The 16,231-nt window shown below is 67.3% G+C and carries 12 protein-coding genes; 4 read left to right on the top strand and 8 right to left on the bottom strand.

The genetic code is table 11. From position 1 onward, the window contains the following. Window positions 1-62 precede the first annotated feature (62 nt). The 5 genes from EGT67_RS11950 to hutU all read right to left on the bottom strand — a co-directional run bounded on the left by EGT67_RS11950 (window position 63) and on the right by hutU (window position 5,975). On the bottom strand, window positions 63-851 hold the full coding sequence (locus EGT67_RS11950) for an IclR family transcriptional regulator (protein ID WP_127916288.1): 789 nt from the start codon (window positions 849-851) through the stop codon (window positions 63-65). Between the two features lie 132 nt (window positions 852-983). After that, on the bottom strand, window positions 984-1,646 hold the full coding sequence (locus EGT67_RS11945; RefSeq protein ID WP_127916287.1) for an IclR family transcriptional regulator: 663 nt from the start codon (window positions 1,644-1,646) through the stop codon (window positions 984-986). A gap of 49 nt (window positions 1,647-1,695) precedes the next feature. Further along, a complete protein-coding gene (locus tag EGT67_RS11940) occupies window positions 1,696-2,850 on the bottom strand; it encodes a CaiB/BaiF CoA transferase family protein (protein WP_127916286.1) in 1,155 nt (384 codons plus the stop codon). A 14-nt stretch (window positions 2,851-2,864) separates the two neighbouring features. After that, on the bottom strand, window positions 2,865-4,028 hold the full coding sequence (locus EGT67_RS11935; protein ID WP_127916285.1) for an acyl-CoA dehydrogenase family protein: 1,164 nt from the start codon (window positions 4,026-4,028) through the stop codon (window positions 2,865-2,867). Window positions 4,029-4,298: 270 nt separating this feature from the next. Next, complete coding sequence (gene hutU, locus EGT67_RS11930) at window positions 4,299-5,975, bottom strand: urocanate hydratase (RefSeq protein WP_127916284.1); 1,677 nt, start codon at window positions 5,973-5,975, stop codon at window positions 4,299-4,301. Window positions 5,976-6,233: 258 nt separating this feature from the next. Between hutU and EGT67_RS11925 the strand changes: the two genes are divergently transcribed. From EGT67_RS11925 to EGT67_RS11915, 3 genes are all read left to right on the top strand, one after another. Then, entirely contained in the window at window positions 6,234-9,641 is a 3,408-nt protein-coding gene (locus tag EGT67_RS11925; RefSeq protein WP_127916283.1) for an NAD-glutamate dehydrogenase domain-containing protein, read from the top strand. Between the two features lie 120 nt (window positions 9,642-9,761). Beyond that, on the top strand, window positions 9,762-10,553 hold the full coding sequence (locus EGT67_RS11920; protein WP_241565985.1) for an HpcH/HpaI aldolase/citrate lyase family protein: 792 nt from the start codon (window positions 9,762-9,764) through the stop codon (window positions 10,551-10,553). Window positions 10,554-10,778: 225 nt separating this feature from the next. Then, window positions 10,779-11,408, top strand: a complete 630-nt coding sequence (locus EGT67_RS11915; protein ID WP_127916281.1) for an MBL fold metallo-hydrolase — start codon at window positions 10,779-10,781, stop codon at window positions 11,406-11,408. 266 nt (window positions 11,409-11,674) lie between these two features. On the opposite strand, the gene EGT67_RS11910 is transcribed toward EGT67_RS11915, so the two are convergent. The 3 genes from EGT67_RS11910 to EGT67_RS11900 all read right to left on the bottom strand — a co-directional run bounded on the left by EGT67_RS11910 (window position 11,675) and on the right by EGT67_RS11900 (window position 15,441). Beyond that, the gene (locus EGT67_RS11910; RefSeq protein WP_127916280.1) at window positions 11,675-13,003 is read right to left on the bottom strand and encodes an MFS transporter; all 1,329 of its coding nucleotides are present in this window, start codon (window positions 13,001-13,003) and stop codon (window positions 11,675-11,677) included. 1 nt (window position 13,004) lies between these two features. Then, the gene (locus EGT67_RS11905; protein WP_127916279.1) at window positions 13,005-14,450 is read right to left on the bottom strand and encodes an aromatic amino acid ammonia-lyase; all 1,446 of its coding nucleotides are present in this window, start codon (window positions 14,448-14,450) and stop codon (window positions 13,005-13,007) included. A gap of 160 nt (window positions 14,451-14,610) precedes the next feature. Continuing rightward, window positions 14,611-15,441 (bottom strand): HalD/BesD family halogenase, encoded by an 831-nt coding sequence (locus EGT67_RS11900; RefSeq protein WP_127916278.1) that lies wholly within the window; start codon window positions 15,439-15,441, stop codon window positions 14,611-14,613. Window positions 15,442-15,681: 240 nt separating this feature from the next. Between EGT67_RS11900 and EGT67_RS25195 the strand changes: the two genes are divergently transcribed. Continuing rightward, the gene (locus tag EGT67_RS25195; RefSeq protein ID WP_206612352.1) at window positions 15,682-16,227 is read left to right on the top strand and encodes a hypothetical protein; all 546 of its coding nucleotides are present in this window, start codon (window positions 15,682-15,684) and stop codon (window positions 16,225-16,227) included. Window positions 16,228-16,231 lie beyond the last annotated feature (4 nt).

Below are 16,231 nucleotides of genomic sequence, written 5' to 3'. Positions count from 1 at the left end.
GTCTCGTATATAAGACAACAGGTGGGTGGGGACTGTCGAACGGGGACGGGCGGGTGGGCGGGTCAGGCCTCCATGGACTCTTCGACCATGCGGTCGCTGAGGCTGTCCGAGAAGTGCGCGGCCGCGTCCGTGACCAGCCGGGCCAGTTCCGTCGTCTCCGCGTCGGAACGCGCGCCGGTCAGGTACGCGACACCCAGCGCGGCGACCGGACGGCCGTCCCGGGTGACGACGGGACCGGCGATGCACGTGACGCCGTTGGTGGTGGAGTCGCGCTCCACCGCGTACCCCAGTTCGCGATCGGCCCGCAGGAGCGCCCGCAGGTCGTCGAGCGACGTCGGCCCCTCGCCGGTGCGCGTCGGCCACGTGTACCCGGCGTACAGCGCGCTGAGCTGCTCGGGATCGAGACGCGCCAGGATCGCGCGTCCGACGGCGGTCAGGTGCGCGGGCAGCCGGGTCCCGACCTCCGTCACCAGCCGGACGCCGGGCTTGAGAGGCTCGCGCTTGTCCAGGTAGATCACGTCGGTGCCCTGCAGGACCGCCAGATGCGACGTCTCGTCCGCGGCCTGCGTGAGCGCGACCATGTGTCGCTGCCCCTCGCGGTGCAGGGGACCGGACCGCATGTACGACGCCCCCACCTCGAACGCGGAGACGCCGAGCGTCCACGCCCGCTGATCGGGCCAGTACGCGACGAACCGCCGGTCCCGCATCACGTTGAGCAGGTGGTGCGTCGTACTCTTGGGCAGGTCCAGCGCGCTCGAGATCTCGGTCGCGGCCATCGGGACACCGCGCCGGGCGAGCAGATCGAGCACGTCGAGCACCCGCTCCGCGGACTTGACCCGGCTCGTCGACATCGAATGACCCCTTCCGATCCCGGCCGATCGGCCGGAGTGCCGCGTCATCGTCCCGACCGGCGTGCCGCGCCATTGTCTCGGATACGAGACCGCGGCACCAAACTTCTCATTTCGCGAACTGCGGGTCTCGGACTACGACGGGACGGTGCGTCCCAGTTCGGCCGACAGTCGCGCGCAGCGCTCGACGAGGACCTGCCCGTGCTGAGCGCAGACGTCGTCGTCCAGTCGGAAGGTGGGGCCGACGACGCTCAGGGCCCCGACGATCCGGCCGATCGCGTCGTAGATCGGGGCGGCCACGCCGGTGGAGTGGTCCTCGATCGTGTCGTGGGCGATGGCGTAGCCGTGCTCGCCCACCTCGCCGAGCAGCGCGGCACCGACGGCGGTTCCCCGCAGCGGCACCGTCTGCCCGACCCATCCCATGTGCCGGATGGCGTGGGTGCCCTCGATCTGCCCCATGTACAACGCGGTGCCGCGAGGCCCGGGAGCCGACAGGTACGTCGACTCCCGGGTGATCTCGGCGATCTCGGTCATGGCCGGCTGCGCGCGGAGCAGCAACTGGTTGTCCGCGATGGCCCTCGCCCCGATCTGCAGCAGTCGCGGACCGACCCGGTAGACGTTGTCCTCGCCGCGGAGGACGAACTCGGTCTGCTCGAGGCTGCGGATCAGCCGCAGCGCCGTGCTGGTGGCGAGGTCGGTCGTCTTCGCGGCGTCGGCGAGGGTGAGCCCACCGTGCTCGATGATCGCGCCGAGCAGTTCGAAGGTGCGACTGACACTGCGTGTCTCACCGGGGGCCATGCGTGTCTCCCATGCCGAGGGTGTCGACCGATCGGCCGACTGCGTGAATCTATCGCGGGCGCGCCTCGCCGAGAATCTCGTCGTGGTGCTCGTCGAGCAGCGGGCTGCGCCGCACCTCCGGCCGCGTGCTGTCGCCGAAGACGACCGGCTGCCGGACGTACGCCACGGTACCGGCGGCCGGGTGCTCGAACGACTCGACGACCCCGCGGCGCCGGGCCTGATCCGACCCGAGCGCCTGCTCGACCGTCCACACCTCCGAGCCCGCCAGCCCGGCCGCGTCGAGCACCTCGAGGACCTGGGCGACGGTCCGGCCCGAGGCCCACGCCTCGATCTCCTTGCGGAGCGCGGGCTCGTTCTCGGTGCGCAGGGTGTCGTCCGCGAACCGGGGGTCGGCGAGCAGTTCGTCGCGGCCCATGGTCCGGGCCAGCGTCTGGAAGCCCTTCTCGCTGGCGATCGCGAGGACGAACAGGCCGTCGTCGGCGCGATAGGTGTCAAACGGCGTCGAGACCGGGTGCCGGTTGCCGACGCGCTTCGGGGTCTCGCCGGACGCCTGCAGCTGACTGTGCGCGGTGGGCAGCATCGCGAGCATGCTGTCGAACATCGCCACGTCCAGGTGCTGGCCCTGGCCGGTGCTGCGGGCGGCCAGCAGTGCGGTGCTGATGCCCCACGCGGCGAAGACGCCGGTGATGGTGTCGCCGAACGATTCGCCCAGGCGGGTGGGGCCGGAGTCCTCGGTGCCGGTGATGCTCATGACGCCGGACAGCGCCTGGACCACGAGGTCGTAGGCCGCGGCGCCCGCCATCGGGCCCTTCTGCCCGAAACCGGAGATCGACGCGTAGACGATCTTCGGGTTTCGGGCGCGGGCGGCCTCGTAGTCGATGCCGAGCCGGCTGGTGACGCCGGGGCGGAAGTTCTCGACGACGACGTCGGCGTCGGCGATCAACTGCAGCAACGACTCCCGGTCCTCGGGGTCCTTGAGGTCGAGCGCGATCGAGCGCTTGCCGCGGTTGAGGACGTTGAAGTAGATGCTCTCGCCGTCGCGGAACGGTCCGAGGTGGCGGGAGTCCTCGCCGGCTTTCGACTCGATCTTGACGACGTCGGCGCCGGCGTCGGCGAGCAGCGCGGTGCAGAACGGGCCCGCGAGGACGCGGGAGAGGTCGACGACGCGGACGCCGTCGAGCGGGGGGAGTGCGGGGGTGGTCATGTTCGCCTCGCCTCTCAGTACTCGGTGGAACGGATCGACGGGGCGTTGCCGGCGATGGTGAGCAGCTGGATCTGCGAGGTGCCCTCGAAGATGCGCAGGATCCGGCAGTCGCGGTAGAGGCGCTCGATCTCGGACTCGCGCATGAACCCGGCGCCGCCGTGGATCTGGACGACCTGGTCGACGATCGAGAAGCAGGCCTCGGTCGCCACGAACTTCGAGATCGAGGCGGCGCGGCGCAGGTCCTGGCCGGCGTCCTTGACGTCGGAGGCCCAGTCGGCGGTCACGCGCGAGGCGACCAGCTTGGCGTCGCACTCACCGAGCAGCAGCTGGATGGCCTGGAACTCGAAGATGGGGTGCCCGAACTGCTTGCGCTCGGCGGCGTACTCGCGTCCGAGTTCCCAAGCGCGCAGGGCGATTCCGTTGGCCATTGCGGCAACGTCGATGCGGGCGCGGTTGAGTGCGGTGAGCGCGATGTTGCCGCCGCGTCCCTCGGTGCCGATGACGGCGTCGTGCGGCAGGACCACGTCGTCGAGGTAGACGGTGTAGGTGGGCGCCGAGCGGATGCCCATCTTGTCCTGCGGCTCCGAGTAGCTGATGCCGGGCGTGCCCTTCGGGACCGCGAAGGCCGTGATGCCGCGGAAGCCGGCGGAGGGATCGGTCTTGGCGAACAGCACGACCAGGTCGGCCTCGCGGGCGTTGGAGATGAAGGTCTTGGAGCCGGACAGGTGCCAGCCGTCGTCCTCGCGGCGCGCCACGGTGCGCATGGAGGCGATGTCCGAGCCCGCGTCGGGCTCGGTGAGCGCGAAGCCGGCCAGGACCTCACCCGAGGCCAGCCCGGGCAGCCAGCGCTTCTTCTGCTCCTCGGTCCCGCCGACGAGGATCGGCTCGAGGCCCAGGTAGTGGGCGGTGTAGATCGACGCCAGTGCGGCGTCGGCGCGGGCGACCTCCTCGACGGCAACCAGCTGGGCGCGCGTCGACAGCCCGAGTCCGCCGAACTCCTCCGGAACGGAGATGCCCATCAGGTCCTGCTCGGCCAGGCGGCGCATCAGGTGCGCGGGGAACTCCTTGGACTCGTCGCGCTCGGCCGCGCCGGGAAGGATCTCCGCGTTCGCGAAAGCGCGGACGGTGCTGCGAAATTCGGACAGGTCGAGGGCGTCGTCGAGAGTCTGAGCGGTCACGGGAACTCCTGAGGGGGAACGAGAGGGGGAATCGCTAGATTTCATCTAGTGGAAGTCAATTGCCATCTAGTGGCATACGTGACTATCGCATCCGATCGCGCCGTTTGTCCAGAGGGCGCAGTTCGCCGTCGTCCCGGCCCCGGAAACGACGACGAGCGGCAACACGCAGGGGGGATCGTCCTGCGCGTTGCCGCTCGCCGCGGAGCCGACGTCAGTGCCGCCGGTTCGGGCTCACGCTGGTCGTCGTGAGCCCTTGTTCAGGTGTGAGGATCAGTTGTTCTCGGTCATCGGGATACGCACGCCGCGCTCGCGCGCGGTGTCGATGGCGTGCTCGTAGCCGGCGTCCGCGTGGCGGATGACGCCCATGCCCGGGTCGTTGGTGAGCACGGCCTCGATCTTCTTCGCGGCCAGCTCGGTGCCGTCGGCGATGCACACCTGACCGGCGTGGATCGAGCGGCCCATACCGACGCCGCCACCGTGGTGGATCGACACCCAGGAGGCGCCCGACGCAGTGTTGACGAGGGCGTTGAGCAGCGGCCAGTCGGCGATCATGTCCGAGCCGTCCTTCATCGCCTCGGTCTCGCGGTACGGCGAGGCGACGGAGCCGGAGTCGAGGTGGTCACGGCCGATCGCGATCGGGGCCGACAGCTCGCCGTTGGCGACCATCTCGTTGAACTTCAGGCCGGCCTTGTGGCGCTCGCCGTAGCCGAGCCAGCAGATGCGGGCGGGCAGGCCCTCGAAGGCGACCTTCTCGCCGGCCATCTCGATCCAGCGCTTGAGGTGCTCGTTCTCCGGGAACAGCTCGAGGATCGCCTTGTCGGTCGCGGCGATGTCCTTCGGGTCGCCCGACAGCGCGGCCCAGCGGAACGGGCCGAGGCCCTCCTCGAACAGCGGACGGATGTAGGCCGGGACGAAGCCGGGGAACGCGAACGCGCGGTCGTAGCCGGCCTTGCGGGCCTCGTCGCGGATCGAGTTGCCGTAGTCGAAGACCTCGGCGCCCTTGTCCATGAAGCCGACCATCGCCTCGACGTGCGCGGCCATCGACTTGCGGGAGTCCTCGGTGAACTGGGCCGGATCCTTCTCGGCCATCGCCTTCATGTCGGCGAAGTCGACGCCGAGCGGCAGGTAGGACAGCGGGTCGTGCGCCGACGTCTGGTCGGTGACGATGTCGATCGGGGCGTCCATCTCCAGCAGTGCCGGGAAGATCTCGGCGGCGTTGCCGACCAGGCCGATCGACAGCGGCTTGCGGGCGTCGCGGGCCTCGGTCGCCAGCTGCAGCGCGTGCTCGATGCTGTCGGCCTTGGTGTCGAGGTACTTGTGCGCGATGCGGCGGTCGATGCGGGTGACGTCGCAGTCGACGCAGATCGCGACGCCGTCGTTCATGGTGACCGCGAGAGGCTGGGCGCCGCCCATGCCGCCCATGCCGGCGGTGAGGGTGATGGTGCCGGCGAGGGTGCCGTCGAAGCGCTTGCGGGCGATCGCACCGAAGGTCTCGTAGGTGCCCTGCAGGATGCCCTGGGTACCGATGTAGATCCAGGACCCGGCGGTCATCTGGCCGTACATCATCAGGCCCTCGTCCTCGAGCTTGCGGAACTGCTCCCAGTTGGCCCAGTCGCCGACGAGGTTGGAGTTCGCGAGGAGCACGCGCGGAGCCCACTCGTTGGTGCGGAAGACGCCGACCGGCTTGCCGGACTGCACCAGCATGGTCTCGTCGTTCTTCAGCGTCTTGAGGGTCGCGACGATGGCGTCGAACGCGGCCCAGCTGCGGGCGGCGCGGCCGGTGCCGCCGTAGACGACCAGGTTGTCCGGGTGCTCGGCAACCTCGGGGTCGAGGTTGTTCATGAGCATGCGCAGCGCGCCCTCCTGCTGCCACCCGAGGGTGTTCAGCTCGGAGCCGCGGGGTGCGCTGACCGGGCGGGCCTCGTGGCCGGGTGAGGTGATGTCCATCGGGTAACTCCTAGTGATCGGGCGGTGAGGGCGCTGCTCCGGTGGCTGTCGAGCGACTCCGTTGTCGTCGGCATCCGTTTTGTCGTAGCTGTTGTGCGCTGGCTCACGTTCTGCAACTATGACTTGTATATTCCTGTCTATACAAGCTCGTGTCAAGGGGCAGGCCGCTGTACGGCCCCGAGATTTCGAGAACTCGACCAGTTGAACGGACACGACGACCAGCCGGATGCAGCGTGGCATCCGGCGGAAGGTTCCCAGATGACCACCGTCTCCACCCAGACCGATCCGACGACGAACCCCAGCGAGATCGACGACGCTCTCGCCCGTGTCTTCCGCAGTTGGGACGAGCGTGTGCTCGCCGACGCGGACCCCGAAGCGCGTGAGCATCTCGCGCGATTCGTCTCCGGCCTCCCCGCGGGGTACAAGCAGGACATCACCCCCGAGCGCGCACGCGTCGACCTCGACATCCTGGCCGGGCTCGCCGACGGGGGCGTCGGCGTCCGGATCGTCCCCGACGTGACGGCGCGCGCCACCCACCGCCTGTCCCTGTACGTGGGCGGGCGACCCGCGTCGCTCGGGGATCTCATGCCGCTGCTGCAGAGCCTCGGGGTCGAGGTCCTCGACGAACGTCCCTACGCGTTGGTGTCTCCGGCGGACCTGCCCTGCTGGGTGTACGAATTCACCGTCCGGTACCCGATCGCCCCGGAAGACGGGTTCGACGACTTCGCGCGCCGCTTCGGTGCGGCGGTGGAGGCGCTGTGGGTGGGTGCCGCCGAGGCGGACCGCCTGGGCGAGTTGGTGGCCCGCGCGGGGCTGCAGTGGCGCGACGTGTCGGCGCTCCGCGCGTACGCCGAGTTCCTGCGGCAAGGTGGATTGCCTTACAGCAGTGCGTATGTCGCCGATGTGATGTGCCGCTACCCGGCGATCGCGGTCGGCCTCGTCGAGTGCTTCACGGCGCGATTCGATCCGTCGGTGGCGCCGGGCGACGGCGGAGAGACGGCCGCCGCGGCGGTGTCGGCGTCGATCGAGCAGGTGTCCGGGCTCGACGAGGACCGGATCTTCCGGGCGCTCCTCAGCGCCGTCCGCAACACCGTGCGCACCAACCACTTCGCCACTCCCGCACGCGATTCCCTTGCGCTGAAACTTGATTCGCGCAGCATCGGCGAGCTGCCCGAGCCCCGCCCGCGGCACGAGATCTTCGTGTACTCGCCGACCGTCGCGGGTGTGCACATGCGGTTCGGCGCGGTGGCCCGCGGCGGGCTGCGCTGGTCGGATCGCCGGGAGGACTTCCGCACCGAGGTGCTGGGCCTGGTCAAGGCCCAGGCGGTCAAGAACGCGGTGATCGTGCCGGTCGGGGCCAAGGGCGGCTTCGTGCTGCGCCGCCCGCCCGCGCCGACCGGAGACGCCGAGGCCGATCGCGCCTCGCTGCGGGAGGCGGGTGTCGCGGGTTACCGCACGTTCATCAGCGGCCTGCTCGACCTCACGGACAACATCGACCGGCGCACCGGGGCGGTCGTCCCGGCGCCGGGCATCGTCCGCCACGACGGCGACGACACCTACCTCGTGGTGGCCGCAGACAAGGGCACCGCCTCGTTCTCCGACATCGCGAACGCGGTCGCGGCCGAGTACGACTTCTGGTTGGGTGACGCCTTCGCGTCCGGCGGTTCGGTGGGGTACGACCACAAGGCGATGGGCATCACCGCGCGCGGCGCGTGGGAGAGCGTGAAGCGGCGCTTCCGTGAACTGGGGGTCGACTGCCAGCGGGAAGACTTCACCGCGGTCGGCATCGGCGACATGAGCGGCGACGTCTTCGGCAACGGGATGCTGTGCAGCAAGCACATTCGACTGGTCGCGGCATTCGACCACCGGCACGTCTTCCTGGATCCGGATCCGGATCCCGAACGGTCGTACGCGGAGCGGGAGCGGCTGTTCGCGCTGCCGCGATCCTCGTGGGCCGACTACGACCGGTCGCTGATCGGCCCCGGCGGCGGCGTGTGGGAACGCGGCGCGAAGTCCGTCCCGATCAGCGATGCGGTCCGTCGCGTCCTCGGTCTCGACGCGAACGTGACGGAAATGACACCGCCCGAACTGATCCGGGCGATCCTGGGCGCACCGGTGGACCTGCTGTGGAACGGCGGCATCGGCACCTACGTCAAGGCCTCGACCGAGTCGCATGCCGACGCCGGGGACAAGACGAACGACGCTGTGCGCGTGGACGGGTGCGATCTGCGCGCCCGTGTCGTCGGCGAGGGCGGCAACCTCGGCTTCACGCAGGCGGCGCGAATCGAGTTCGCTCGTGCGGGAGGACGCGTGGGCACCGACGCGCTCGACAACTCGGCCGGTGTGGACTGCTCCGACCACGAGGTCAACATCAAGATCCTGGTCGACGATCTGGTCGGCGCCGGCAGCGTCGATGCCGAGGTGCGTCCGCACCTGCTGGCCGAGATGACCGACGAGGTCGCCGCACTGGTGTTGGCGAACAACGTCTCCCAGAACGAGTTGATCGGCACGGCGATCGCCGCCGCACCCTCGATGCTGGAGGCACACGGACGCCAGATCGCGGCACTCGAGGCGGCCGGCGCGCTGGATCGCAGGCTCGAGGTGTTGCCCGATCGCAAGGCGATCACGGCGCTGGGCCGGTCCGGGGCGGGTCTGTCGGCGCCGGAACTGGCGACGCTGATGGCGCACGTGAAGCTCGAGCTCAAGGGCGCTCTGCTGGCCGGCGACCTCGTCGACCACGACGTGTTCCTGCCGATCCTGCGCGAGTACTTCCCGCAGCCCCTTCGGCGCGATCACGTCGACGCCATCGACCGGCATCCACTGCGCCGCGAGATCGTCGCGACGGCGTTGACCAACGACGTCGTCGACCGTGGCAGCATCAGCTACGTCTTCCGCCTCGGAGAGGAGGCGGGCGCCACTCCCGATGACGCCGTCCGGGCGTTCAGTGTGGTCAGCGAGGTGTTCGGGCTCCCCGAGCTGTGGTCGAAGATCGCGGCAGCCGATGTTCCGAGCGCGGTCGCCGACGAACTGGTCTCGGTGACGCGGCGGCTGCTCGACCGGGCGTCGCGTTGGATGCTGCACCGTCGGCCGCAGCCGCTCGCGGTGGGAGCGGAGATCGCGCGGTTCAAGGACCGGATCGAGGACGCGTCCGCGCACCTCGAGGAGTGGCTGGTGGGCGCCGACCGCACCAACCTCCGCGACCGCACGCGCGCGGTCGCGGAGCGGGGCGCACCCGAGGACCTGGTTCAGGACGTCGAACTGGCGCTCGACCGGTTCGGCCTGCTCGACGTCGTCGAGATCGCGGAGTTGGCCGAGTGCGACACGGCCGTCGCCGGTGAGCTCTACTTCCATCTGTGCGAGCGGGTGGGACTCGTCCCGCTGCTCAACGGGGTCTCCGAGCTGCCCAAGGAGGGGCGCTGGGATGCGCTCGCGCGCCTGGCTCTGCGCGACGAGCTGTACGACAGCGTGCGCGCCCTCACACTGGACGTCCTCGCGCAGGCGCTGCCCGGTGACGACACCGACCGGATGATCACGGAATGGCAGGAGCGCAACGAGTCCCGTCTGCGCCGGGCTCGCGAGTCGCTCGCGGAGATCGCCGCATCCGGCCGACGGGACCTCGCGGCCCTGTCCGTCGCGTCGCGTCAGCTGCGGCGGATGGTCGGCTGATCCGCAGAACTGACCTGTGCTCCATCCACGAGAGGAAATGTCATCACTACCCTGAACTGCCGCAACATCAGTGAGTCCGTCGGAGCGGTCGCTCCTCGTGACGCGCGTTCGTGGCTGCTGGTGCCCGGAACCCGCACGCACGAACTGGAAGACCGGGTTCGAGGGTATGGCCCCGACGCCGTCATCCTCGATCTCGAAGACGGCGTCGCGCCCGGAGACAGGCCGCGTGCCCGCGACGAGATCCACGATTGGGCAGCGAGGGGTGGGGAGGCCTGGATCCGGGTCAATCCGGCTACCACCGCGGATTGGCAACTCGACCTCGACTTCGCGGCCCATTGCCCGGGGATTCTCGGGGTCGTGCTGGCGAAGACCGAGGACCCGGCCGAGATCGATGCGACCGCGGCCGGGCTCGGCGACTTCGCCGGAGGTGTGATCGCCCTGATCGAGTCGGCGACAGGGGTTCTGAACGCGGTATCGATCGCGCGTGCGAACGCGTTGACCCGCTTGGCATTCGGCAGCGGCGACTTCCGCCACGACACGTCGGCGACGGACGACTCCGCCACGGTCATGGGGGCGCGGTCCCACCTCGTCCTGGCCAGTCGATCGGCCGGACGCCCCGCGCCGATCGACGGGCCGTCCCTCGCATCCGATACGGATGGGCTTCGCGCCTACTGCCGCCGGTCCGTGGCAAATGGGATGGGCGGCATGCTCTGTGTGAAGCCGAACCACATTCGGATGATCAACACCGAGTTTGCGCCCAGCACGGAAGAAGTGCAGGCCGCCAGGGAACTCCTCGCCACCCGCACCGACAGTATCGACGGAAGCTACCTGCCCCGTCTGCGCGCGGCCGAGGCGATCCTCGACCGCGCCCGGAAGTACCGCATCGACATCCTCGAAGGGGCCGGGGTGTAGTGAGCCGATAACAAGGCACACAACCGTGTTCGTCCCCGTTCCAGGCCCGGAACGGGGACGAACGCGTATCCGCGTCCATCGCCTGATCTCCTGCCCGTTCGGTCAGGTCCGCCTCTCCGCTCGACCAGTACCCGCACTGCCCGCGCCTGACTAGCCTCGTAGTGAGAGGCGCACGTGAACGTTCGTCCTCGAGACGAGTTGGCGGACACTACGCATCGAGGTTCGATGAGCGGTACATTTCGGGTCGAGCAGGTTGTGGTCACCGGGTTGTCGGAGCGGTGCCGAATCACTCCCGCGAAGTCGGACGCAACGAATTGTTGGCTGGTGGGCGATGATACGGACGTGGTCGTCGTCGATGCGGCCGGTAGTACCGAGGAGATCGCTGCTGCCGTGGGTGACCGATCGGTGGTCGCGGTGATCTGCACGCACGGGAGCAGTTCCCACTTCGCCGCGGCGGTCGATGTGGCGTGCGGCTTGTACGCCCCGGTTCTGTTGCATCCGGCCGACCACGTTCTGTGGCAGGGGTTTCACGGCGACCACCGCTACTGGCGACTCGACGACGGACAGCGTATTGCGGTGGCCGGCGAAGAGATCCAGGTGGTGCACACCCCTTCCCCTACGGCCGGGGCGGTGTCCCTGTACGTCGCCCGTCTGGGCGCCCTACTCGCCGGTGATGCCCTGGAGAGGCGCCGGCCGACCGACGGGCGAGGGCGGCGTCGAGTTCCCGACTCGGTTCACGAAACCCTCCGGGGCCTTCCGTACGACACGCGTGTCCACCCCGGGCACGGTGACCGTTTCGCACTCGGACACGTATTATCTTTGCCTGCAGATCGATTCGTCGATCAGAGTGCATGACGCAGAACCTGTGTCCCTATGTCGCGAGCAGACCCGCACTGCTCTGTGCCGCCGAGATGAACGACTGCATGGCGGGGGTGATCCTGCGACCCCTCTTCGGCTCGAACCTCGGGGCCCCTCGTCAGAGCAAACGATTGGCGTTTCGGCGAGGCTGCACCACACTGACGTTCCATCAGCAACAGATGCCGCACTCCGCGCGGATCGCGGAGTGCGGCATCTGCGTTCCAGCTTCTTCGTCTCGACTTATGCCCGGTTCGATGAAGCGCTCAAACCAGGTTCTGTGATCTGGTCTCGGGCGCCCATCGGATCGAGACCAGCATGCCGAGCAGCAGTACGCCTGCGAGCCAGTACATCGTGACGGAGATTCCCCAGTTCGTCAGGCTGAGAGGGAGAGCGAAGGTGCCGGCAGCCGAGGCGATTCGGCTCAGCCCGTTGAGCAATCCGACGCCGGAGGCTCTGAGGCTCGTGGGGAAGAGCTCGGGAGGGTAGACCTGCGTGATGTTCGATGCGGCCGACATCACGAATGTGTAGATGACGAACGGAATCATCATCGCCGTGACCGACATGTCGCTGAGCGCGCCCAGAGCTGCGAGGGAAACCGCGAGGACTCCGAAGGACACGATGGTGAACGAGCGCCGCGGCATCTTCGCGACGAACCAGATTCCGGCGATGCCTCCGACGAGGAGGAAGATGTTGAGGAGCAGGTACTGGAGATCGGCATCCTCGACAGCGAGTTCGGACAGGATCGTGGGAACGAACGTGTAGATCGCGAAGTACGGGAGCACGAGAGCGCTGAAGAAGAGAATGCCGAACCAAGTGCGCGTCCTGTTGCTCGCACTGAAGAGTTCCTTGTATCCAGTGGATTCCCCTTCCTGCGTGTACGCACTTGTATCCAGTTCCACTCCGAAGCAGCGGCGGACGATCGCGCGTGCTTCGTCGACCCGCCCCTTACTGATGAGCCATCCGGGTGATTCCGGCGTGCCGATGCGGACGACCAGCACGATCACGGCGGGGATCGCGCCGCTCGCCAGGAGCCAGCGCCACGAGTCGTCGCCGGTATTGAGATACGTGGCGATCACATTGGCGGCGACATAACCGACGGTCCACGCCACCGTGAGCGACGCAAGCATGGCCCCTCGCTGCTTGCGCGGCGCGAACTCCGACATCAGGGTGGGGCCGACTGCATAGTCGGCACCCAGTCCGAAGCCGATGAGAACGCGCAGAACGAACAACATCATTACGTTGGGAGTCCAGAACTGCATCAACGACACCGCCGCGATCAGCACGAAGTTGAGCACGTAGAGGCGTTGGCGCCCGATGATGTCTCCGACTCTTCCCAGAATCAGGCTCCCGAAGAAGAGACCGATCAGCGCTGAACTGGCGATCATCCCTTCCCAGAAGGAGGAGAGGCCGAGTTGCACACTGATAGTGGGCAGGATTGCGCCGATGATTCCCAGAGCGTAGCCGTCGGAGAAATTGGCGCCGAGCGTCATCGCGGTGATCTTGGCGTGAAATCGACTGAAAGGCAGTTGGTCGAGCGCGGTTGGTGCGGCCGGCTTGTCGCCGGAATCGGCGATCACTGAGTTCTCGGACATATCAAATGCCTTTCAGTCCATGAGACTGGGTGAGGAAGTCGACCGCGTTCTCGAGGTCTTGGGTGAGTGGTCGATCGAGGCTGTTCGGATCGAGAACGCTCGAAGCCCTCTGGAGGTAGGCACCGAGCGGGGTGATCGGATCGAGTGAAACGCCGAGGATGCGAAGTGCCCTCACCGCAGCGATGAGTTCACAGCCGAGTACCTCGTTTGCAGACTGGATGCACTCGTGCGTCTGGTCGATGGCCTGCGTATGGAAACTCGCGTGGTCCTCGGTTCCGCGCGAGATCGTGACTGTTCCCAGCGTCGCCGGAGCCGACGAGTTCCGGAATCTGGCGAGGGCCGCCGCCGCGATGTACTCGAGCAGCATGACCCCGCTGCTACCGGCCGGGCCGACCGCCAGAAACGGATCCAGGCCCGTGAACGCCGGCTCGGTGAGGTTCGCCAGCCGCCGAGTCGACAGATTTGCGACGCCGAAGAGAGCGAGTTTGCTGTGGTCGCACGCGAGTGCCAGAGCCTGCGTGTGGAAGTTCGCGTTGTGGAAGACGTCGTCTCGATCGGCACTCACCACCGGGTTCTCGGCTGCCGAGTTCAACTCGATGTCCAGTGCGGCCGAATAGGATTCGAGGGAGTGTATTGCAGGTCCGAGGACCTGCGGGAGGGCGCGGAACCCGTACGAATCCTGCACCCGCCGCGGGACCCACTCGTGGTCTGCAACGAGAGCCCGGATCCTCGCTGCGGTCGATGCCTGGTGTGGTTGCGGGCGCGATGCGTGGACGAACTCGTCGAAGGCCTCGGTCGAGCCGCGGGTCGCGATCAGTGACAGTGAGGCGACAGCCTCGTAGTGCGCGATGTAATGCTCCATCGCCCGGCACGCAGCCATGCCGCGCGCGACGCCCATGGCGTTCGTAGAGATGAACGCAAGAGCATCGCCGGGACGGGGGTGCCAGAGCGGGTCCCGTCGACCGCTCTCGAGGTCGGCCTCGCCCATGAGGCCCAGCGCGATCTCGGCGAACTGGCTGAGATCCGCGGTTCCGATAGCGCTCGAAGCGTGGACCCGTGGCAGGTCGTCCTGGGCCAGCGACTTCGACATCGCCTCGACGATGTCCGGGTGCATGCCGGAGCCGCCGGCCAGTAGCTGGTTCAGCCTCGCGATCATCGCAGCGCGGACGGTGTCGTGGGAGAGATAGGGCCCGGTACCCGTCGCATGGCTGCGCAGTAGCCGGAGATCTTGGTCGAGGGCTTGGTCGACCTGTACCTCGCGGTTGGCTCCGACTCCAGTCGTCCGACCGTATACCTGTCGACGTCCGGATGCGCTCGTCGCTGTCTTCCATGAACGTTCCATGAGGTCGAGGGAGGCCGCATCCACTTCGAATGAGCCCAGAGAGTTAGCTGTGAGAGCAGTCAGATATTTCCCGGTCAAGTTTTGACCTACCTTATTGTCGTGCACTGGAAATTCCCTTTTTCGTCTGTGTTCTTCGTGCCGAATTGATCAATTCAAAGGAACTGCAGACTCGGGCGCGATCATGTCGATGAGATACGAAAGGGCCCGGAGGCAAGGTTGCCCGACTCACTTGCACGCCTCCGGGCCCGTTACTGCCGTCGCGCGGTTATGTTGTGCGTCCGTAGAAGAGCTTCTGGGTGATGCTGTTCAGCTTGTCGTCGGGCTTTTCGGAATAGGCGAGGACGGCGTTGACTCGTGTCTGCTCGCCTGCCACGGGGGTGACGCGGTGCATGGAGTACCGGCCACGGAAGAAGCTGAGGGTGCCCGGTTCGTTCTGCAGGGTGATCACGCCGGCTCGTGACCCGTTCAGTCGCTCCGCCACCTCGTCGTAGTTCTCCGATTCCGGGGATCGGAGCATGTGGAAGTACTCGTATTCCCCGCCCTCGTCGGTGGGCTGGAGCATGAGAGTCACCGCGAAGTGTGATCGGTCGAAATGCCAGCCCAGTTCGTCGCCCTGCTCGAACAGGGCCACAGAGCACGCACCCAGCGCATCGTCGTAGCGGTAGAAGCTGGGCATTTCCAACGCCTGTCCGATGAAATCGGTCAGCGGATCCCAGTTGTACACCGTTCGCAGGGCGGATTCCTCGGCGATCTCGTCCCACGCGATCGTGAGCTTCGAGGAGTGCTGGAGCATCACTCTAGGGTCGTCGGCCGCCGCGTCCGCCGGAATTTCCTCGAAATACACATTGTGCGTGTCGTCCGTCCGGTACGCATTCCCGGCCTTTTCGAGGGCCTCGGCTACCAGGATTTCGACAGCATTCGGTCGAATGAATCCGTGAAGCTGACATGCGCCGTGATTGCGCAGATCGTCTTGACAACGCTCTACCAGTCGGCGACCTTCCTCGGAATCCAGGCGATCGATCGGATACCGATCCAGGTCGATAATCTCTGCAATTGCAGTCGCATCGAAGGCGACCGCCGCCAGCTCTGAAGTCATTCATCTGCCTTTCGTACGGATCATGCGCAATCCATGCTGAGTGATGCGCATCACCCGCGGCAAGCTCGCATTAATGATGGAGGTCATTACTTCTGCTTATGCTGATCGTGAATGCGTCGACGAATACACCGACGATCGCTCTCCCGGACGTAGAGTGGACGGGGTCGACGCACGGGGCGGACCGCCTGGAGGACCGGCTGCGCCCGACGATTCGCGGGGCCGGCGGGCCGGTAAGTGCCGGTGATCGGCATCGGCGACTCGAGCACGTCGGGCCCGAGGTCACCGGTCGGCAGACTTGGTGGGCCGAGTCCACCATCGGAGCGGCAGGATTTCGAGGAGGTTTTCCTCCGGGATGCGCTCGGTGCCGGGGTGTTTCACTCGGTGCTCGTGCACTGCGAGGACGACACGGACGGGAATCGCAGCTACTGCCGCCGGTCCGTGGCAAATGGAATGGGCGGCATGCTCTGTGTGAAGCCGGAGCACATTCGGATGGCCAACACCGAGTTTGCGCCCAGCGCGGAAGAAGTGCAGCGTCCCAGGGAACTCCTCGCCAACCGCACCGACAGCATCGACGGAAGCTATCTTCCCGTCTGCGCACGGCCGAGGCGATCCTCGACCGTGCCCGGAAATACCGCATCGACATCGTCGAAAAGGATCTGGTGTCGACCAGTCGATAACCGGCACACCGCACTGTTTCGGCAGGCTGACACCGGGCAGCCTGCGATCCCGCCGGCGTTGCCGTTCGTCCCGTTCCAGGCCTGGAACGGGGACGAACGGCCATCGTGATCGG

Origin of the sequence: Prescottella agglutinans (assembly GCF_004011865.1) — a bacterium.
GTDB lineage: Bacteria > Actinomycetota > Actinomycetes > Mycobacteriales > Mycobacteriaceae > Prescottella > Prescottella agglutinans.
Note: the sequence above shows the minus strand (reverse complement) of the source record. Positions and strands in the feature narration are given on the sequence as shown.

What these genes read in the sequence shown, in the direction of transcription:
- EGT67_RS11950 (WP_127916288.1), bottom strand. Translation starts at nt 851, where the DNA reads ATGTCGACGAGCCGGGTCAAGTCCGCGGAGCGGGTGCTCGACGTGCTC.
- EGT67_RS11945 (WP_127916287.1), bottom strand. Translation starts at nt 1,646, where the DNA reads ATGGCCCCCGGTGAGACACGCAGTGTCAGTCGCACCTTCGAACTGCTC.
- EGT67_RS11940 (WP_127916286.1), bottom strand. Translation starts at nt 2,850, where the DNA reads ATGACCACCCCCGCACTCCCCCCGCTCGACGGCGTCCGCGTCGTCGAC.
- hutU (WP_127916284.1), bottom strand. Translation starts at nt 5,975, where the DNA reads ATGGACATCACCTCACCCGGCCACGAGGCCCGCCCGGTCAGCGCACCC.
- EGT67_RS11925 (WP_127916283.1), top strand. Translation starts at nt 6,234, where the DNA reads ATGACCACCGTCTCCACCCAGACCGATCCGACGACGAACCCCAGCGAG.
- EGT67_RS11915 (WP_127916281.1), top strand. Translation starts at nt 10,779, where the DNA reads ATGAGCGGTACATTTCGGGTCGAGCAGGTTGTGGTCACCGGGTTGTCG.
- EGT67_RS11910 (WP_127916280.1), bottom strand. Translation starts at nt 13,003, where the DNA reads ATGTCCGAGAACTCAGTGATCGCCGATTCCGGCGACAAGCCGGCCGCA.
- EGT67_RS11900 (WP_127916278.1), bottom strand. Translation starts at nt 15,441, where the DNA reads ATGACTTCAGAGCTGGCGGCGGTCGCCTTCGATGCGACTGCAATTGCA.